The sequence below is a fragment of the Humibacillus xanthopallidus genome, assembly GCF_044793955.1.
In the GTDB taxonomy this organism is placed as follows: Bacteria; Actinomycetota; Actinomycetes; order Actinomycetales; family Dermatophilaceae; genus Humibacillus; species Humibacillus xanthopallidus_C.
On the sequence record NZ_CP084995.1, the window covers coordinates 2,160,617 to 2,180,554 of the forward strand.

At 68.4% G+C, this 19,938-nt stretch carries 14 protein-coding genes, 3 rRNA genes and 1 pseudogene; 16 read left to right on the plus strand and 2 right to left on the minus strand.

Annotated features, from left to right (window positions below; translation table 11 throughout):
• Positions 1–7: 7 nt before the first annotated feature.
• From LG278_RS09525 to rrf, 7 genes and pseudogenes are all read left to right on the plus strand, one after another.
• Positions 8–151, plus strand: a pseudogene (locus LG278_RS09525) (DNA-3-methyladenine glycosylase); the annotation flags it as partial.
• A gap of 79 nt (positions 152–230) precedes the next feature.
• Entirely contained in the window at positions 231–578 is a 348-nt protein-coding gene (locus LG278_RS09530) for a DNA-3-methyladenine glycosylase (RefSeq protein WP_404393211.1), read from the plus strand.
• Positions 579–722: 144 nt separating this feature from the next.
• Positions 723–1,481, plus strand: a complete 759-nt coding sequence (locus LG278_RS09535) for a hypothetical protein (protein WP_404393213.1) — start codon at positions 723–725, stop codon at positions 1,479–1,481.
• A gap of 127 nt (positions 1,482–1,608) precedes the next feature.
• A complete protein-coding gene (gene tyrS / locus LG278_RS09540; RefSeq protein WP_404393215.1) occupies positions 1,609–2,868 on the plus strand; it encodes a tyrosine--tRNA ligase in 1,260 nt (419 codons plus the stop codon).
• Positions 2,869–3,481: 613 nt separating this feature from the next.
• Positions 3,482–5,011: ribosomal RNA gene (locus LG278_RS09545) — 16S ribosomal RNA — on the plus strand.
• A gap of 391 nt (positions 5,012–5,402) precedes the next feature.
• Positions 5,403–8,542: ribosomal RNA gene (locus LG278_RS09550) — 23S ribosomal RNA — on the plus strand.
• A 142-nt stretch (positions 8,543–8,684) separates the two neighbouring features.
• Positions 8,685–8,801: ribosomal RNA gene (rrf, locus tag LG278_RS09555) — 5S ribosomal RNA — on the plus strand.
• Together the 16S, 23S and 5S rRNA genes form the textbook arrangement of a ribosomal RNA operon.
• A gap of 209 nt (positions 8,802–9,010) precedes the next feature.
• Here the strand turns inward: rrf and LG278_RS09560 are convergent.
• Positions 9,011–10,063, minus strand: coding sequence for a hypothetical protein (locus LG278_RS09560; RefSeq protein WP_404393217.1), 1,053 nt, complete (start codon positions 10,061–10,063; stop codon positions 9,011–9,013).
• A gap of 15 nt (positions 10,064–10,078) precedes the next feature.
• Between LG278_RS09560 and LG278_RS09565 the strand changes: the two genes are divergently transcribed.
• From LG278_RS09565 to LG278_RS09605, 9 genes are all read left to right on the plus strand, one after another.
• Positions 10,079–10,915, plus strand: a complete 837-nt coding sequence (locus LG278_RS09565) for a tetratricopeptide repeat protein (RefSeq protein WP_404393219.1) — start codon at positions 10,079–10,081, stop codon at positions 10,913–10,915.
• A 9-nt stretch (positions 10,916–10,924) separates the two neighbouring features.
• Positions 10,925–11,983 (plus strand): HAD-IIA family hydrolase, encoded by a 1,059-nt coding sequence (locus tag LG278_RS09570; RefSeq protein WP_404393221.1) that lies wholly within the window; start codon positions 10,925–10,927, stop codon positions 11,981–11,983.
• Positions 11,984–12,046: 63 nt separating this feature from the next.
• Positions 12,047–12,373 (plus strand): hypothetical protein, encoded by a 327-nt coding sequence (locus tag LG278_RS09575; RefSeq protein ID WP_404393223.1) that lies wholly within the window; start codon positions 12,047–12,049, stop codon positions 12,371–12,373.
• Positions 12,370–13,170 (plus strand): TlyA family RNA methyltransferase, encoded by an 801-nt coding sequence (locus LG278_RS09580; RefSeq protein WP_404393225.1) that lies wholly within the window; start codon positions 12,370–12,372, stop codon positions 13,168–13,170. Before LG278_RS09575 ends, LG278_RS09580 begins: the two co-directional genes overlap by 4 nt.
• Positions 13,167–14,117, plus strand: coding sequence for an NAD kinase (locus tag LG278_RS09585; RefSeq protein WP_404393227.1), 951 nt, complete (start codon positions 13,167–13,169; stop codon positions 14,115–14,117). Before LG278_RS09580 ends, LG278_RS09585 begins: the two co-directional genes overlap by 4 nt.
• Positions 14,118–14,126: 9 nt before the next feature.
• Complete coding sequence (locus LG278_RS09590) at positions 14,127–16,058, plus strand: DNA repair protein RecN (RefSeq protein WP_404393229.1); 1,932 nt, start codon at positions 14,127–14,129, stop codon at positions 16,056–16,058.
• 79 nt (positions 16,059–16,137) lie between these two features.
• The gene (locus tag LG278_RS09595; RefSeq protein WP_404393231.1) at positions 16,138–17,892 is read left to right on the plus strand and encodes a CTP synthase; all 1,755 of its coding nucleotides are present in this window, start codon (positions 16,138–16,140) and stop codon (positions 17,890–17,892) included.
• Positions 17,893–17,896: 4 nt separating this feature from the next.
• Positions 17,897–18,574, plus strand: a complete 678-nt coding sequence (locus LG278_RS09600) for an NUDIX domain-containing protein (protein ID WP_404393233.1) — start codon at positions 17,897–17,899, stop codon at positions 18,572–18,574.
• Positions 18,571–18,999 (plus strand): YchJ family protein, encoded by a 429-nt coding sequence (locus LG278_RS09605; protein ID WP_404393235.1) that lies wholly within the window; start codon positions 18,571–18,573, stop codon positions 18,997–18,999. Before LG278_RS09600 ends, LG278_RS09605 begins: the two co-directional genes overlap by 4 nt.
• Here the strand turns inward: LG278_RS09605 and LG278_RS09610 are convergent.
• Positions 18,901–19,866, minus strand: coding sequence for an EamA family transporter (locus LG278_RS09610; protein ID WP_404393237.1), 966 nt, complete (start codon positions 19,864–19,866; stop codon positions 18,901–18,903). The genes LG278_RS09605 and LG278_RS09610 overlap by 99 nt on opposite strands.
• Positions 19,867–19,938: the final 72 nt, after the last annotated feature.

Genomic DNA, 19,938 nt, shown 5'->3' on the forward strand with positions numbered 1-19,938 from the left:
CCGACCGGTGCTCGAGGTCGCCGCCGACCTGCTGGGTCACCACGTCCGGCACGCGGGGGTGACGGTGCGCCTCACCGAGACCGAGGCGTATGCCGGTCTGTCCGACCCGGCGTCGCGCGTGCTCAGCAGGCCCACGCCTCACAACGCGCCCGTCTTCGGCCCGCCCGGGCATGCCTTTGTCTACTTCACCTACGGGCACCACTGGATGCTGTGCGACGGGGGAGGAGGACGTGCCCGAGGTCGTGCTGCTGCGGGCAGGCGAGGTGGTGGCCGGCCGCGACCTCGCCGCCGAGCGCCGGGCCGGGGTGCGCGAGCGCGACTGGTGCCGAGGTCCGGGACGGCTGACGACGGCGCTCGGCGTGGGCGGGGCACTCTCGGGCGTCGACCTCTGTGCTTGCGACTCGCCACTGGTGCTGGGTGAGGGCGAGGCGACGCAGGACGCCGTGGTCCGGACCGGTCCTCGCGTGGGTGTCAGCGGACCCGGTGGCGACGGCGCGGCCTACCCGTGGCGCTTCTGGGTCGACGGCGACCCGACCGTGTCCGCCTACCGGCAGGCGGCGGCGCGACGACGCCGGTGACGCTCTCGCCGACGGTCCCGGATGGTGCGAACGTACCTTTTTGGCCGGTTTCGTGCTCACGGGCGCGCCTGCGGTGCTACCACGGAAGGACGCGATGACGGGGCATCGACCGGCAACACGGACAGGGGAGATGAGATGCGATCCATGATGAGTCTGCCGAGCGCGGTCGCCGTTGCGCTGGCCTTTGGCGCAGGGGTGGCGCTGGCGTCGCAGGATGCGGGGACGACGATCACTGCTTGCGTCGACAGCACGAACGGCAATGTGCGGATCACGGCGCAGGACTGCCGCCAGACGGAGCAGCCGTTGTCCTGGAACCAGGCAGGACCGCCTGGGCCGCAAGGCCCGGCTGGGGCCGATGGTCCGGCGGGCCCCGCAGGCCGCGACGGAAATGACGGGGCCGACGGGGCCGACGGGGCCGACGGGGCCGACGGGGCCGACGGGGCCGACGGGGCCGACGGTCAGGACGGCAGTGACGCGTTCCTCGCGATCCACCCCCTCGACGGGGGCCACCTGGCAGTGGATGACCGGACGCTCACGGCGAGCTACTCCTTCGCGGGACCGCCGCGCTCGATCGACCTCGCGGCCGGGCAGCAGGTCTCCGTCTCGGCCTCGGCCACGCTGGTGGCGGGCAGCCAAGCCAGTGCGGCAGGGGCGGACGTCTGCTACCGCGAGCCCGGCGACACGGTGGTCAGGCCGTTCACGTTCGACCCCTCCGGGTTCATGCTGATCGGTATCGGGCCCCAGTACGTCGATCTCGATGCGACAGAGGCCCGCTCCGTCAGCGTCCACCGGACGAGAGGGTTTGCCACTGCGGGCAGCCGGCAGATCGGGATCTGCGCCAGGCTCTTCGAGGGCTCCGTCACGACGTGGGTGACCCAGGGCGTCATCACGGTCACCTCGTAGGACAGCCCTCACGGACGGCCCGGCATGCGGGACCGCGGGCATCTCGGTGGAAGGGTCGCGCCGGCATACGGCAGGCTGTGACGCGGTGGGCAGGGCGCCCGCCGGAGGCGAGAGGACACCGATACCCGTGACGGACATCTTCGACGAGCTGCAGTGGCGCGGCCTGGTGGCACAGTCCACCGACGAGGCGGCGCTGCGCGAAGCACTCGCTGAGGGACCCCTCACGCTGTATTGCGGCTTCGACCCCACCGCCCCTTCGCTGCACTTCGGCAACCTGGTGCAGCTCGTCGTGCTGCGGCACTTCCAGCGCGCGGGCCACCGCGTGATCTGCCTCGTGGGCGGATCGACGGGACTCATCGGCGACCCACGGCCCACGTCGGAGCGGGTGCTCAAGACCAAGGAGCAGACCGCCGAGTGGGTCTCGCGCATCCAGGAGCAGGTACGCCCGTTCCTCGACTTCGAGGGTGACAACGCGGCGCTGCTCGTCAACAACCTCGACTGGACGGCACCGATCTCGGCCCTCGACTTCCTGCGCGAGATCGGCAAGCACTTCCGCGTCAACCAGATGGTCAAGAAGGACGCGGTGGCGGCCCGGCTCGAGAGCGAGCAGGGCATCTCCTACACCGAGTTCAGCTACCAGATCCTCCAGGCGCTCGACTACCTCGAGCTCTACCGGGCGCACGGGTGCACGCTGCAGACGGGCGGTGCCGACCAGTGGGGCAACCTGACGGCCGGCGTCGACCTCGTGCACCGGGTGGAGGGTGCGTCGGTCCACTGCTTCACGACGCCGTTGCTGACCGACGCGGCGGGCACGAAGTTCGGCAAGTCCGAGGGCAACGCCGTGTGGCTCGGTGCGGACATGACGAGTCCCTACGCCTTCTACCAGTACTGGATCAACGTGGAGGACGCGTCGGTCGTCAAGCTGCTCAAGGTCTTCACCGACCGAACGCCGGAGGAGATCGCTGACCTCGAGAAGCAGGTGGCCGAGGAGCCCTTCCGGCGCACGGCCCAGCGCACCCTCGCTTCGGACGTGACGACGCTGGTGCACGGGGCCGAGGCCACGGCGGCCGTCCAGGCGGCCTCCGAGGCACTCTTCGGCAAGGGCGACCTGACCGCGCTCGACCCGCGCACGCTCGGCGACGCCACGGCCGAGCTGCCCGGTGCCGACCTCGCCGCGGGGACCTCGCTCGTCGACGCTCTCGTGGCCGTCGGGCTCGTCGACTCGCGCAACGCCGCCCGCCGCACGATCGGTGAGGGGGGAGCCTCGCTCAACAACGCGAAGCTCACCGACCCCGACCAGGTGCTGACGGAGGGCGACTTCCTGGCTGGCCGGGTCGCGCTGCTCAAGCGGGGACGGCGCAACCTCGCGGCGGCACGCAAGGGCTGAACCGGCCCTCGCCGATCCTCTGATGGGGCGGATCCCGTTGTCGCACAACGGGATCCGCCCCATCAGCGCTCCGGGGGAGGACGGATTTGTGTTTCTCGCCGGGGCAGGGTTAATGTTCTCTTCGTCAGCCCGACAGGGAGGAACGGACGCCACGGCGGAGCGAGCGATCGCACCGCGAAGCAGGCCGGTCCCGGGGTTGGCAAACAGTCCGAAGCAGGCCGGCCCGTCCGGTAGTCTTCGGAGAGCAGGAACCGCTGGCACCAAGCGGGTCGGCTCGGACGCCCGGAGGGCGGATCGCGAGTTTGACTCCCAAGCCCCCGGCGGGTAAGTTTGAAGGGTTGCCCCGAAGCCCGGCCCACAGGGTCGAGTGACGGTGCGCGTCCGATTCTTGAGAACTCAACAGCGTGTCAAATAATCGATGCCAATTACCTCGTCTCGGGGCCTGGCTGGTCGCGCCTTTTGGTGTGGTTGGTGGGGTTTCGGGGTGAATTATCCTTTGGTTGAAACGGATGAAACAGCTTTATTGCTGGTTTGTTCGGCTTCAGCTGGGTTTCGGATCCTTCATGGGTTCAAGTTTTTGCTCACCGTCGTTTCGGTGGTGGGTGTTTGAACATCAACGGAGAGTTTGATCCTGGCTCAGGACGAACGCTGGCGGCGTGCTTAACACATGCAAGTCGAACGGTGACGACAGGGCTTGCCTTGTCTGATCAGTGGCGAACGGGTGAGTAACACGTGAGTAACCTGCCCCAGACTCTGGGATAACCCCGGGAAACCGGAGCTAATACCGGATATGACCCTCGCATGCATGTGCAGGGGGTGGAAAGTTTTTCGGTCTGGGATGGACTCGCGGCCTATCAGCTTGTTGGTGAGGTAGTGGCTCACCAAGGCGACGACGGGTAGCCGGCCTGAGAGGGCGACCGGCCACACTGGGACTGAGACACGGCCCAGACTCCTACGGGAGGCAGCAGTGGGGAATATTGCACAATGGGCGGAAGCCTGATGCAGCGACGCCGCGTGAGGGATGACGGCCTTCGGGTTGTAAACCTCTTTCAGCAGGGAAGAAGCGAAAGTGACGGTACCTGCAGAAGAAGCACCGGCTAACTACGTGCCAGCAGCCGCGGTAATACGTAGGGTGCGAGCGTTGTCCGGAATTATTGGGCGTAAAGAGCTTGTAGGCGGTTTGTCGCGTCTGCTGTGAAAATCCGGGGCTCAACCCCGGACTTGCAGTGGGTACGGGCAGACTAGAGTGTGGTAGGGGAGACTGGAATTCCTGGTGTAGCGGTGGAATGCGCAGATATCAGGAGGAACACCGATGGCGAAGGCAGGTCTCTGGGCCACTACTGACGCTGAGAAGCGAAAGCATGGGGAGCGAACAGGATTAGATACCCTGGTAGTCCATGCCGTAAACGTTGGGAACTAGGTGTGGGTCTCATTCCACGAGATCCGTGCCGCAGCTAACGCATTAAGTTCCCCGCCTGGGGAGTACGGCCGCAAGGCTAAAACTCAAAGGAATTGACGGGGGCCCGCACAAGCGGCGGAGCATGCGGATTAATTCGATGCAACGCGAAGAACCTTACCAAGGCTTGACATACACCGGAATCACTCAGAGATGGGTGCGTCTTCGGACTGGTGTACAGGTGGTGCATGGTTGTCGTCAGCTCGTGTCGTGAGATGTTGGGTTAAGTCCCGCAACGAGCGCAACCCTCGTTCCATGTTGCCAGCAACACCTTTTAGGTGGTTGGGGACTCATGGGAGACTGCCGGGGTCAACTCGGAGGAAGGTGGGGATGACGTCAAATCATCATGCCCCTTATGTCTTGGGCTTCACGCATGCTACAATGGCCGGTACAAAGGGCTGCGATACCGCAAGGTGGAGCGAATCCCAAAAAACCGGTCTCAGTTCGGATTGGGGTCTGCAACTCGACCCCATGAAGTCGGAGTCGCTAGTAATCGCAGATCAGCAACGCTGCGGTGAATACGTTCCCGGGCCTTGTACACACCGCCCGTCAAGTCACGAAAGTCGGTAACACCCGAAGCCGGTGGCCCAACCCTTGTGGGGGGAGCCGTCGAAGGTGGGACTGGCGATTGGGACTAAGTCGTAACAAGGTAGCCGTACCGGAAGGTGCGGCTGGATCACCTCCTTTCTAAGGAGCATCTGCCCACGGGGTCTCTTCGGAGGTGTCGTGGTCCAGAGCCCGGTCTGTCCCCGAGTGTGGGGCAGCGGGTGCTCAAGGGTGGAACATCGATTGTTGGACATCGACGCTGGTCGTCACACACAAGTACAAGTGGAGCTCTGCTCCACAGTGGAACGTGGTGGTGGTCGGGGTGGGTGTCCGTGACACGTTGTTGGGTCCTGAAGGATCGGGCGACACGCAGTGCGTCCTGGTGGAGCTGAGGCTTCGTCGGGGTGTGGTGTGTGCCGGCTGGTTTCTTCTGGTCGTGGGCCTCACCGATGCTCGAGTGTTTGCTCGGGTGGGTGTGGGGTGCCGGTTGTATGTTGAGAACTTCACAGTGGACGCGAGCATCTTTAGTAGTGTTCAAGTTTTTAAGGGCACACGGTGGATGCCTTGGCACCAGGAACCGAAGAAGGACGTAGGAATCTGCGATAAGCCTCGGGTAGTCGATAACCAGACTGTGATCCGAGGATTTCCGAATGGGGAAACCCGGCTGGAGGCAAGTCCAGTCACCCGCACCTGAATATATAGGGTGTGTGGAGGGAACGTGGGGAAGTGAAACATCTCAGTACCCACAGGAAGAGAAAACAACAGTGATTCCGTGAGTAGTGGCGAGCGAAAGCGGATGAGGCTAAACCGGGCGTGTGTGATAGCTGTCAGGCGTTGCATGTCCGGGGTCGTGGGACCCGCCAGTCGGTGCTGACAAGCCGGCAGGGAGTAAAAAATCTGCGTCATAGTCGAAGAGCATTGAATGGCTCGGCACAGAGGGTGCGACCCCCGTAGACGAAATGGTGTGGACTCCCGGTGGATTTCCCAAGTAGCACGGGGCCCGAGAAATCCCGTGTGAATCTGGCAGGACCACCTGCTAAGCCTAAATATTCCCTGGTGACCGATAGCGGACAAGTACCGTGAGGGAAAGGTGAAAAGTACCCCGGGAGGGGAGTGAAATAGATCCTGAAACCGTGTGCCTACAATCCGTTGGAGCCTCCCGTCGTTGGACGTGTGGGGTGACAGCGTGCCTTTTGAAGAATGAGCCTGCGAGTTAGTGCTCAGTGGCGAGGTTAACCCGTGTGGGGAAGCCGTAGCGAAAGCGAGTCCGAATAGGGCGTTTGAGTCGCTGGGTCTAGACCCGAAGCGGAGTGATCTACCCATGGCCAGGTTGAAGCGCAGGTAAGACTGCGTGGAGGACCGAACCCACTTAGGTTGAAAACTGAGGGGATGAGCTGTGGGTAGGGGTGAAAGGCCAATCAAACTCCGTGATAGCTGGTTCTCCCCGAAATGCATTTAGGTGCAGCGTCACGTGTTTCTTGCCGGAGGTAGAGCTACTGGATAGCTAATGGGCCTCACCAGGTTACTGACGTTAGCCAAACTCCGAATGCCGGTAAGTGAGAGCGTGGCAGTGAGACTGCGGGGGATAAGCTCCGTAGTCGAGAGGGAAACAGCCCAGATCACCAGCTAAGGTCCCTAAGCGTGTGCTAAGTGGGAAAGGATGTGGAGTTGCTGTGACAACCAGGAGGTTGGCTTAGAAGCAGCCACCCTTGAAAGAGTGCGTAATAGCTCACTGGTCAAGTGATTCCGCGCCGACAATGTAGCGGGGCTCAAGCACACCACCGAAGCTGTGGCATTGACATATTTGCTCGGCACCGACACCTGCGGGTTCGGTGTCCAGGCGTGTTGATGGGTAGGGGAGCGTCGTGTGGCCAGGGAAGCGGCGGTGTGAACCAGCCGTGGAGGCCACACGAGTGAGAATGCAGGCATGAGTAGCGAATGACGGGCGAGAAACCCGTCCGCCGAATAACCAAGGGTTCCAGGGTCAAGCTAATCTGCCCTGGGTAAGTCGGGACCTAAGGCGAGGCCGACAGGCGTAGTCGATGGACATCCGGTTGATATTCCGGAACCGGCGAAGAACCGCCCATGACGAACCGAGTGATGCTAAGTGCCTGAAGCACGCCCACCGGACCTTCGGGTCCATCGGGTGTGTGGAGCGCACGACCCGACCTGGTAGTAGTCAAGCGATGGAGTGACGCAGGAAGGTAGCCTCCGCGTGGCGATGGTAGTCCACGTCCAAGGGTGTAGGGCGCGGTCCAGGCAAATCCGGACCGCCGCATTGAGTTGCATGCCTGAGACCTGATAGTGACCGCGAATGCGGGAAGAGGGTGATCCTATGCTGCCAAGAAAAACTTCTAGCGAGGTTCGAGCCGCCCGTACCCCAAACCGACTCAGGTGGTTAGGTAGAGAATACCAAGGCGATCGAGTGAATCGTGGTTAAGGAATTCGGCAAAATACCCCCGTAACTTCGGGAGAAGGGGGGCCCTGATCGTGACGACACTTGCTGTCCGAGCGTGATCGGCCGCAGAGACCAGGGAGAAGCGACTGTTTACTAAAAACACAGGTCCGTGCCAAGTCGCAAGACGATGTATACGGACTGACGCCTGCCCGGTGCTGGAACGTTAAGGGGACCGGTTAGCCTCACGGCGAAGCTGAGAACTTAAGCGCCAGTAAACGGCGGTGGTAACTATAACCATCCTAAGGTAGCGAAATTCCTTGTCGGGTAAGTTCCGACCTGCACGAATGGCGTAACGACTTCTCCACTGTCTCAACCACGAACTCGGCGAAATTGCACTACGAGTAAAGATGCTCGTTACGCGCAGCAGGACGGAAAGACCCCGGGACCTTTACTACAGCTTGGTATTGGTGTTCGGTACGGCTTGTGTAGGATAGGTGGGAGACTGTGAAGCCGTCACGTCAGTGATGGTGGAGTCAACGTTGAAATACCACTCTGGTCGTTCTGGATATCTAACCTCGGTCCGTGATCCGGATCAGGGACAGTGCCTGGTGGGTAGTTTAACTGGGGCGGTTGCCTCCTAAAAGGTAACGGAGGCGCCCAAAGGTTCCCTCAGCCTGGTTGGTAATCAGGTTTCGAGTGTAAGTGCACAAGGGAGCTTGACTGTGAGACAGACATGTCGAGCAGGGACGAAAGTCGGGACTAGTGATCCGGCGGTGGCTTGTGGAAGCGCCGTCGCTCAACGGATAAAAGGTACCCCGGGGATAACAGGCTGATCTTGCCCAAGAGTCCATATCGACGGCATGGTTTGGCACCTCGATGTCGGCTCGTCGCATCCTGGGGCTGGAGTAGGTCCCAAGGGTTGGGCTGTTCGCCCATTAAAGCGGTACGCGAGCTGGGTTTAGAACGTCGTGAGACAGTTCGGTCCCTATCCGCTGTGCGCGTAGGAAACTTGAGAAAGGCTGTCCCTAGTACGAGAGGACCGGGATGGACGAACCACTGGTGTGTCAGTTGTTCCGCCAGGAGCACCGCTGATTAGCTACGTTCGGAAGTGATAACCGCTGAAAGCATCTAAGCGGGAAGCACGTTTCAAGATGAGGTTTCCAGGCCCGCGAGGGCGAGAGGCTCCCAGCTAGACTACTGGGTTGATAGGCCGGACGTGGAAGCACAGTAATGTGTGGAGCTGACCGGTACTAATAAGCCGATGACTTGACTCACAAAGATGCTACGCGTCCACTGTGCAGTTCCCGAGATACAAACGGGTCCTGCAAACAACACAAACCCCACCCCCACCGGTGTCACGACCGGGAAGGGCGGGGGGTTTGCGGCATAACCACGACCTTGATATCTCCATAGAGTTACGGCTGCCATAGCGAAGGGGAAACGCCCGGCTCCATTCCGAACCCGGAAGCTAAGCCCTTCAGCGCCGATGGTACTGCACTGGTGACGGTGTGGGAGAGTAGGACGCAGCCGGACACATTTTGAAACGAGAGCGCCTCAGACGGAACTTCACTGATCCGACTGGGGCGCTCTCTTTTCGTATGCCGACCAGGCGAAGGTGGCGCCGAGACAGCTCGGCGCGGAAGGATGCAGACATGAGTGACGACGGCAACAAGGGCCGGGACGACCGACGCGACGGACAGGGGCGTGACCCTCACCGCGGTGCGGGCTCCGGCGCGGGGCGGTCAGGTCCTCCGCGTTCGTCCGGGCCACGCAAGGACGATCGGCGCGACGATCGGCGCGACGACCGGTCTCGAGACGGTGGCGCCGGCTCCGGTGGCGCGCCGCGTCGCGATGACCGCGGTGGGTACCGCTCCGACGACCGTCGCCCCAGTGGCGGCGGTGGCCGTGATGACCGTGGCGGTTACCGCTCCGACGACCGGCGTTCCGGGTCTGGTGGCGCACCGCGTCGCGACGACCGGGGTGGCTACCGGTCCGACGATCGTCGCTCCAGCAGCGGCGGCAGCCGTGACGACCGCGGCGGCTACCGCTCCGACGACCGTCGCCCGAGCGGTGGTGGCGGCCGGGAAGACCGTGGCGGTTACCGCTCTGTCGACCGGCGTTCCGGGTCTGGTGGCGCACCGCGTCGCGACGACCGGGGTGGCTACCGCTCCGACGACCGTCGCCCCAGCAGCGGCGGCAGCCGTGACGACCGCGGCGGTTACCGCTCCGACGACCGTCACCCGAGCAGTGGCGGCGGCAGCCGTGACGACCGGGGCGGTTACCGCTCCGATGACCGTCGCCCCAGTGGCGGCGGCAACCGTGACGACCGTGGTGGCTACCGCTCCGATGACCGTCGCCCCAGTGGCGGCGGCAACCGTGACGACCGTGGTGGCTACCGCTCCGACGACCGCCGGCCCAGCAGCGGCGGCAGCCGCGACGACCGCGGACCCCGTCGTGACGATCGCGGCGGTTACCGCTCCGACGACCGTCGCCCGAGTAGCGGCGGCGGCAACCGTGACGATCGCGGTCCGCGTCGCGACGACCGGGGTGGCTACAGCTCCGACGACCGTCGCCCCAGCGGCGGCGGCAACCGTGACGACCGGGGCGGTTACCGCTCCGATGACCGTCGCCCCAGCAGCGGCGGCAGCCGCGACGACCGCGGTCCGCGTCGCGATGACCGGCCGCGTGGAGGCGCCGGTCGCCCCTACGAGGGCGAGCAGCGTGGCGGCACGCGCCTGACACCGAAGTCGCCCCGGCTGCCCGAGCCGCGGATCCGCGAGGGAGTCACGGGGCACGAGGTGGACCGCGGCGTGAAGAGCCAGCTGCGCACCCTGTCCAAGGAGAACGCCGAGGGCGTGGCCCAGCACCTCGTCATGGTGGCCGAGCTGCTCGACGTCGAGCCGGAGGCTGCCCTGGCTCACGCCGAGACCGCGGTGCGCCGCGCCGGCCGCGTGCCCGCAGCACGAGAGGCGCTCGGCCTCGTCGCCTACCGCCTCGGGGACTGGGCACGCGCGTTGGGGGAGTTCCGCACCGTGCGTCGCCTCTCCGGCTCCAACCACCTCATCCCCCTCATGGTCGACTGCGAGCGTGCTCTCGGTCGCCACGACAAGGCGCTCGAGCTCGCCCAGAGCCCTGAGGTCGAGGGCCTGGCCATCGACGACAAGGTCGAGCTGGCCATCGTGGTGTCGGGCATCCGGCGCGACCTGGGTCAGCTCGACGCGGCAGTCGCGGGGCTCAGCGACATCGTCAAGCGCATCAACCCGAACCGTCCGTCCGCCGCACGCATCTACTACGCGTATGCGGACGCCCAGCTCGCTGCGGGTCACCTCGAGGTCGCGCGCGACTGGTTCTCCCGAGCCGTCGACGCCGACCACGAGCTGACCACGGACGCGGCCGAGCGGCTGGACGAGCTCGACGGCGTGGATCTCACCGACCTTCTCGAAGGCGAGGAGGAGACGACGCCGCTCGAGGACGTCAGCGAGGACGAGGACTCCGATGAGGACTCCGATGAGGACTCCGACGACACCGAGGATGAGTTCGCCGAGGATGCGGCCGACGAGGCCGCTGACGACCAGGACGAGGACGACTCCGATGAGGACGACTCCGACGACGAGGATTCCGACGATTCAACGACCGACGGACGTTGAGTCGCGAGCATGACGGACCCGGCGGGCGTCGCCCCGATCGCGGGTTACGACGCCGTCGTGTGCGATCTCGACGGGGTGGTCTACCGCGGTGAGGAGGCGGTGCCGGGGGCGCCGACTTCCTTGCAGGACATGACGACCCGCGGCGTCCACGTCCTCTATGCGACCAACAACGCGTCGCGGGTGCCGGCCGAGGTGGCCGAGCACCTGCGGCGCCTCGGTGCGCCCGCCGGCGACGCCGACGTCGTGACGAGCGCCGAAGCGGGGGCGGCGATCGTCTCGCGGAGAGTGCCGGCCGGCGCGGCGGTGCTCGCGCTCGGTGGCGAAGGCGTGTCCTGGGCACTGACCCGTGAGGGTCTGCGACCGGTGTCCCCGACCGAGGTCTCAGCGCAGCACGGCGTCGCCGCCGTGCTCCAGGGGCTCGGCCGTCAGCTCACGGTCGCAGACTTCGAGGTCGCCGCCCGCGCCCTCGCCGAGGGCGCGATCTGGGTGGTGACCAACGGTGACACCACCCTGCCGCTGCAGTGGGGCACGGCACCGGGCAACGGCGCCTACGTCGACCTGCTGCGCACGGCGACCGGGCAGTCGCCGGTGGCTGCCGCCGGCAAGCCCGAGGCCCCGCTCTATGACCTCGCCGTCGAACGCCTCGGCTGCGCCAAGGAGCGCACGCTCGCGGTGGGCGACCGCCTCGACACCGACATCGCCGGCGCCCGCGCCGCGGGGCTCGACTCCGCCTGGGTGCTCACGGGCGTGGACCGGCCGAGCGACCTGCTCGCCACCGACCTGCACCCGACCTACGTCATCGCCTCGCTCGCCGGGCTCCTGCAGCCGTATGCCGTGCCGCTGACCCTCGAGGGCACGTGGCGGTGCGCTTCGGCGACCGCCCGCATCGAGGGAGGCCTGCTGCACCTCGAGCCCGCAGACGCGCAGCCCATCGAGGTGGTGCGAGCCGGTCTGGCCGCCCTGCTCGAGCATCGCGACACTGCCTCCACGCACCCCCGCGACCCTGCCGTGCTCCGCGCCGGTGGGGATGTGCTCGACCGGGTGTCGGCGGGGCCGGTCGGCGACTGACCCGGGGCGGCCTTGGCAGGTAGCGTGACCCGCGTGGAAGCACGCTCGACCCAGGAGGCACCCATGCAGTCCCTCGATCCGCACCATGCCGATGACGCCGCCGACGCGGGCTCCGACGCGGGCCCTGATCTTCACGACCCGGCATACGGCATCGGGGCGCAGGGCGAGAGCGGTGCGGACGCGACGGACCACGACGCCGCCCCCGAGGTCGACGATGACCCGCCCCAGCGGGCCGTCCCGAGCGCGCCGGTGACCGGCGACCCCGTCGTCGACGCCGCCATGGTCGAGCTCGCCAGTGCCGAGTCGGGCACCCTGACCGAGCGCATCGACGCGGGGGAGCGTGCGCACCGGGTGCTGCAGGGCCGTCTCAGCGACCTCGGTGGCGCGTGACCGCACGCCGCCTCGACGCCGAGCTCGTGACCCGCGGTCTCGCGCGGTCGCGGGGCCAGGCACGGGAGCTCGTCGATGCCGGCGTCGTGCTCGTCGACGGGGTCTGCGCGGTCAAGCCCGCCCTGCCCGTGCGGCCCGACACCGCCATCGTGCTCACGCGGCCTCCGGAGAAGTGGGTCGGTCGGGCGGCGCTCAAGCTGCTCCACGCCCTGCAGACGTGGCCGATCGACGTCGCGGGGCGGCGGTGTCTCGATGTCGGGGCGAGCACCGGTGGCTTCACCCAGGTGCTGCTCGAGCACGGGGCCGCTCACGTCACGGCCCTGGACGTCGGCCACGACCAGCTGGCTGCCGAGGTCGCCGCCGACCCACGGGTCATCGACCTGCCGGGCACCAACGTGCGCGAGGTCGAGGCGCACGCCCTCGGTGGCCCCTTCGACCTCGTCGTGGCCGACCTCAGCTTCATCTCCCTGACCGTGGTGCTGGGGCCCCTGCGCGCGCTCGTGCGCGACGACGGCGACCTCGTCGTGCTGGTCAAGCCGCAGTTCGAGGTCGGACGCGAGCGGCTCAGCCGCACCGGTGTCGTCACCTCGGTGCACGAGCGACGACGGGTGCTCGCTGAGGTGGTCGGTGTCGCAATGGGGCTCGGGCTGCAGCTGCACGGGGCGCTCCCCAGCCCGATCGCCGGGGGAGACGGCAACCGCGAGTTCCTGCTCTGGCTGCGACCCGCGCGCCCCGGCGCCGCGCCGTCGGACCCGGGTGACATGCTGGGGGCCATCGACCTGGAGGGAGACCAGTGAGCCGCCGCATCCTGCTCGTCGCCCACCCGCGTCGACCCGAGGCCCTCGCCGTGGCCAAGGGGGTCATCGAGCGGCTCACCCGCCTCGGCATCGACGTGTCGCTGCAGGCCGACGAGGCCCGCGCGCTCGACCTCAAGGACAGCGCCCGCGTGCACGTCGCCCGGGTGCAGGAGCAGGCGGCCGAGGGCTGCGACCTCATCGTCGTGCTCGGAGGCGACGGCACGATCCTGCGGGGAGCCGAGTTCGCGCGACGGGTCGACGCCCCGCTGCTCGGCGTCAACCTCGGCCACGTCGGCTTCCTGGCCGAGGCGGAGCGCGACGACCTCGAGGCCACCGTCGACCACATCGCCCGCAGTGACTACGCCGTCGAGGAGCGCATGACCCTGCACGTCGACGCCAAGCTCGACGGCGAGCTCATCGCGAGCAGCTGGGCACTCAACGAGGTCAGCGTCGAGAAGGCGGCGCGTGAGCGCATGCTCGAGGTCACCCTCGAGGTCGACGCCCGGCCGCTCTCGAGCTGGGGCTGCGACGGCGTCATCGTCGCCACCCCGACCGGCTCGACGGCCTACGCCTTCTCCGCCGGTGGCCCCGTCGTGTGGCCCCAGGTCGAGGCGATCCTCGTCGTGCCCAGCGCCGCCCATGCCCTCTTCTCCCGTCCGCTCGTGCTCGGCCCCGACACGCACCTCGCCATCGAGATCAAGGCAGCCAACGAGGGAGCCGGCGTGATGTGGTGCGACGGCCGCAGGCACGTCGACCTGCCGCCGGGTGCCCGCATCGAGGTGCGGCGCGGATCCCGGCCCATCCGCCTCGCCCGGCTCAGCAAGGCACCCTTCACTGACCGCCTCGTGGCGAAGTTCGACCTGTCGGTCGCGGGGTGGCGGGGCAACGGGCAGCCCTCCGCTCCCGCGGGGGACGACGTCAGCGCGGCACCGGGTGCTCGACCCTAAGGTGGTGCCGTGTTCAGCCAGATGAGGATCCGCGGTGTCGGCGTCATCGACGACGCCCTGCTCGAGCTGAGCCCGGGGCTCAACGTGCTCACCGGCGAGACCGGAGCCGGCAAGACGATGGTCGTGTCGGGGCTCGGCCTGCTGCTCGGTGAGCGCGCCGACTCCGGCCTCGTGCGCACCGGCTCCGACTCCGCGCTCGTCGAGGGCGTCGTGCAGCTGCCGCTCGGGCACCCGGCCCTCGCGCGGGCGGCCGAGGCCGGGGCCGACCACGACGAGGGAGAGCTCGTCATCGCCCGCAGCATCGCGGCCGCCGGGCGCTCCCGCGCCCACGTCGGAGGGCGCACCGCTCCGGTCGGGGTGCTCGCCGAGCTCGGTGAGATGCTCGTCGCCGTGCACGGCCAGGCCGACCAGTGGCGCCTGCGCCAGGGCGAGGCGCACCGTGAGGTCCTCGACGACTTCGCGGGTGACGAGCTCGCCACCCTGCGCGACACCGTGGGCGAGCTCTTCGACGCCTGGCGCACGGCCGACCGTGAGCACGCCCGACTCGTGGCCGAGGCCCGCGAGCGTGCCCGCGAGATCGACTCGCTCACCGCCTCGCTCGAGGAGATCGAGGCCATCGACCCGCAGCCGGGTGAGGACGTCGCGCTGCGCGCCGAGGACGAGCGCCTCGCACACGCCGACACACTGCGCCTCGCGGCGAGCCAGACGCTCTCCAACCTCACGGGCGACGAGTATGCCGGTGAGCCCGTGAGCAGCGCCCGTGACCTCGTCGGGTCGGCCCGGTCCGCGCTCGCCCCCGGCGCCGTGCACGACCACGCCCTGCGTGAGCTCGACGAGCGCCTCCACGAGGTGGGCACCCTCGTCGGTGATCTCGCCGCCGACTTGGCGGCCTACCTCGAGGACGTCGAGCTCGACCCCCAGCGCCTCGACTACGTGCAGGAGCGTCGCTCCACCCTGGCGGGCCTGACGCGCAAGTACGGCGAGACCGTCGACGAGGTGCTCGAGTGGTCGGGGCGGGCTGCGGCCCGCCTCGACGAGCTGGTGCGGGCCGACGACCGCGTGACCGCCCTCGAGGCCGAGGTGGGCGTGCTGCGCGACGACCTCGTCGCCGCCGCCGTGCAGCTCTCGGAGCTGCGGAGCCGGTCGGCCGCCGACTTCGGTGCGCTCGTCTCCGAGGAGCTCACACACCTCGCGATGGGCAGCGCCGTCATCGAGGTGGCCGTGCGCCACCGGCTCGACCCCGAGGGTGTCGAGCTGCCGACCGGCGAGCGAGTCCGCCTCTCGCGCCTGGGGATCGATGACGTGGAGATCCTGCTCGCGGCCAACCGCGGAGCGCCGCCGCGCACGGTGGCCAAGGCGGCCTCCGGTGGCGAGCTGTCACGCGTCATGCTCGCGCTCGAGGTCGTCGGAGCCGACCGGGGGGCGCCCGGTGCGCCCCGTGCGACCGGCGGCCGCGGTCCCGGGCCTGCCCGCGGGCAGGCAGAGCGTACGGGCCCACCCACGTTCGTCTTCGACGAGGTCGACGCCGGCGTCGGCGGACGCGCGGCCCTCGACGTCGGCGCCCGCCTCGCGGCCCTGGCCGAGCACTCCCAGGTCATCGTCGTCACCCACCTCGCCCAGGTGGCCGCCTTCGCCGACCGTCACCTCGTCGTGCACAAGTCCGACGACGGCCGCGTCACCTCGAGCAGCGTCAGCGTCGTCGAGGGCGACGAGCGCCTGCGCGAGCTGTCGCGGATGATGGGCGGCGACCCCGACTCGGAGGCCGGCCTCGCCCACGCCGGCGACCTCGTCGACCAGACCGCCGCAGCGCGGGCCAGCCGCGCCACGACACGGTCGGCCGGCACCCGCCCGCCGAAGGCCGCGGCCGCCTCACGGGGGGCGTCGAAGGCCGCGTCCAGCGCGCCCCGGCGATCCCGGGGCGAGCGGCAGCCGGCGCCGTGAGCCACGACCCGCGAGCAGACGCGCCAGCGGATGGGACGCTGCGCCCCGACCCCCGCCGAGTGACGTAGACTCAAAGCCCGTGGTGGATACGACGAAGCACATCTTTGTGACCGGGGGCGTCGCCTCCTCGCTCGGCAAGGGGCTCACCGCCTCGAGCCTCGGACGACTTCTGAGATCGCGCGGCCTGCGGGTCACGATGCAGAAGCTCGACCCCTACATCAACGTCGATCCCGGGACGATGAACCCGTTCCAGCACGGCGAGGTCTTCGTGACCGACGACGGCGCCGAGACCGACCTCGACATCGGCCACTACGAGCGCTTCCTCGACGTCAACCTCGTCGGCAGCGCCAACGTCACGACGGGCCAGGTCTACAACAACGTCATCGCCAAGGAGCGCCGCGGCGAGTACCTCGGTGACACCGTGCAGGTCATCCCGCACATCACCAACGAGATCGTCTCGCGGATGCGCGCCCTGGCCACCGGCGCGCCCGACGCCCCTGACGTCATCATCACCGAGATCGGCGGCACCGTCGGCGACATCGAGTCCCTGCCCTTCCTCGAGGCCGCTCGCCAGGTGCGTCACCTCATCGGCCGCGACAACAGCTTCTTCCTCCACGTCTCGCTCGTGCCCTACCTCGCCCCGAGCGGCGAGCTCAAGACCAAGCCGACGCAGCACTCCGTCGCCGCGCTGCGGCAGGTCGGCATCCAGCCCGATGGTCTCGTGCTGCGCGCCGACCGCGAGATCCCCGACGCGATCAAGCGCAAGATCTCGCTCATGTGCGACGTCGACGTCGAGGCCGTGGCCGCTGCCGTCGACGCCCCGAGCATCTACGACATCCCCAAGGTGATCCACCGCGAGGGCCTCGACGCCTACGTCATCCGGCGCCTCGGCCTCGGCTTCCGCGACGTCGACTGGACCGAGTGGGACCAGCTGCTCCAACGCGTCCACGACCCGGAGCACGACGTCGAGGTCGCGCTCGTCGGCAAGTACATCGACCTGCCCGACGCCTACCTCTCGGTCACCGAGGCGCTGCGCGCCGGCGGCTTCCACCACGACGCCCGGGTGCGCATCCGCTGGGTCGCGAGCGACGAGTGCCAGACCCCGGCCGGGGCCCAGAAGGCGCTCGGGGGTGTCGACGCGGTCCTCGTGCCCGGTGGCTTCGGGGTGCGCGGCATCGAGGGCAAGCTCGGTGCACTGACGTGGGCCCGCGAGAAGCAGGTGCCGACGCTCGGCATCTGCCTCGGCCTGCAGTGCATGGTCATCGAGTACGCCCGCAACGTGCTCGGCAACGCCGACGCGAGCTCGACGGAGTTCGACCCCGAGACCTCGCACCCCGTCATCGCCACGATGGAGGAGCAGAAGGCGTTCGTCGAGGGCGCCGGTGATCTCGGTGGCACGATGCGCCTCGGCCTCTACCCTGCGGCCCTCAAGGAGGGCAGCGTCGTCCGCGCGACCTACGGGCAGGCCGAGGTCAAGGAGCGCCACCGCCACCGCTACGAGGTCAACAACTCCTACCGCGGCGAGCTCGAGGCCGCCGGTCTCGTCTTCTCCGGCACCTCGCCCGACGGCACCCTCGTGGAGTTCGTCGAGCTGCCCCGCGAGACGCACCCCTACTACGTCTCGACGCAGGCGCACCCCGAGTTCCTCTCGCGGCCCAACCGTGCGCACCCGCTCTTCGCCGGCCTCATCGGGGCGGCGCTCGAGCGTCAGCGCGCCGGCCGCCTCGTCGAGGTGGAGCGCCAGCGCGCCCTGCAGGACGAGGGCGACGATGGCGTGACGCCCCGCCACGACGAGGCGTTCGCCTCGGTCTCCGCCGCGGGCGACTCGGACTGACCGGGTGAGCCTCACCGCCCCGACCGGCACGGCGGCCGACCTCGTCGAGGTGTGGCACAGCGAGCCCGTGCTCGCGTCGTCGACCCCCTTCGAGGGCATCATCTTCGACGTGCGCCGCGACCGGGTCGACCTCGGGGAGGGCGGCATCGTCACGCGAGACCTCGTCACCCACCCGGGTGCGGTGGCCGTGCTCGCGCTGCGCACGGTCGAGGGGGTGGACCAGGCCCTGCTCATCCGGCAGTACCGTCACGCCTGCGGCGCTCAGGTGTGGGAGCTGCCGGCCGGACTGCTCGACGTCGACGGCGAGCCCCCGTGGGAGGCCGCCGCCCGCGAGCTCGCCGAGGAGGTCGACCTCGTCGCGGGGCAGTGGCACGTGCTCGCCGACGACGTCACCTCACCGGGCGCCTTCCCCGAGACGGTGCGGGTCTTCCTGGCTCGCGACCTGCGCGACGTGCCCGTCGCCGACGCGCACCAGCGCACCGCCGAGGAGCTGACCCTGAGGCCGTTGTGGGTGTCGCTCGACGATGCCGTCGACGCGGCGCTCGCCGGGCAGATCAGCAACTCGGCCACCCTCGTCGGCCTGCTGAGCGCCCACCTGTCGCGGGCCCGGGGGTGGGCGACCCTGCGCCCGCACGACGCGCCGTGGCCCGCGCGCGACGCCCAGCGCGCGCACCAGTCGTGAGCCTCGCGCCGGGAGGCCGCTCGCCAGGAGGCGCGGAGCCGTGCCCCTGCGGGAGCTCGCAGCCGTATGCCGCGTGCTGCGGGCCGCTCCTCGCCGGCGACCGTCTCGCGTCGAGCGCCGAGCAGCTCATGCGATCGCGCTACACGGCATACGCCGTCGGTCACGCCGAGCACGTGTGGCGCACCTGGCACCCGGCGACGCGACCGGAGCGCGTGACCCCTGACCCCACCACCACGTGGACGGCGCTCACGGTGCTGCGCACCGAGGGCGGCGGCGAGGGTGACGAGACGGGCGTCGTCGAGTTCGTCGCGCGCTGGCGCGAGGCGTCAGCGGACCGTGGGGCTCGGACCGGCGAGCTGCACGAGGTCAGCAGGTTCGGCCGACGGGCGGGCCGCTGGCTCTACGTCGAGGGCGACGTGGGCTGACCGGCGCGGTCGCAGCACCGCGACCGCGACACCGGCGAGCAGCACCGCGCCGCCGATCGCCTCGAGCAGCGTCGGGCGCTCGCCGTAGGCGAGCGCTGCCGCGGCCATCCCGAACACCGGCACGAGCATGGCGAAGGGCGTGACCTTCGCGACCGCGTGACGGCTCAGCAGGGTGTTCCAGATGCCGTAGCCGAGCAGCGAGGAGAGGTAGGCCGTGTAGGCCGTCGACGCCACCGCCGACCACGGCACGTGCGTGAGTGCCGCGCCGATGGCCTCGGGCCCCTCGATCGCGAGGGAGAGGGCGAGGGCCGGCACGGGCACGACGAGGCCGGACCAGACGGTGACGCCGAGCCCCGCCCCCGGTCCGGTGAGGGCGCCGGCGCGGCGGGTCAGCACGTTGCCGATGGCCCACGACACGGCGGCGAGCACGAGCACGACGAGCGGCAGCAGCGGGGCCGAGAGGCCTCGGCCGACCGCGATGGTCACGAGGCCCGCACCCCCGAGGGCGACGCCCAGCCGCTGGGGGAGCGAGGGCCGCTCCCGCAGCCACAGCGCGGCGATGACGACGGTCAGGAGCACCTGGGCCTGCAGCACGAGGGACGACAGGCCGGGTGGCATGCCGAGGTGGAGCGCGAGATACATCAGGGCGAACTGGCCGAGACTGGTGAAGAGCCCGATGAGCGCGAGGTCGCGCCACGGCAGGCCGGGGCGCCGCACGAGGAAGACGGCCGGCACGCAGACGACGACGAAGCGCAGCGCGAGGAAGAGCAGGGGCGGCATGGAGTCGAGACCGGTGCGGATCGCCACGAAGTTCGTGCCCCAGATGAGGGCGACGAGGACGGCGAGGGCGGAGTCACGTCTGCTCATGGAGTCATGGTGGGGGCTGTCGACCATGTAGGTCCATCAAACAATGATGCTTTCGACTGTGTAGCATCACTG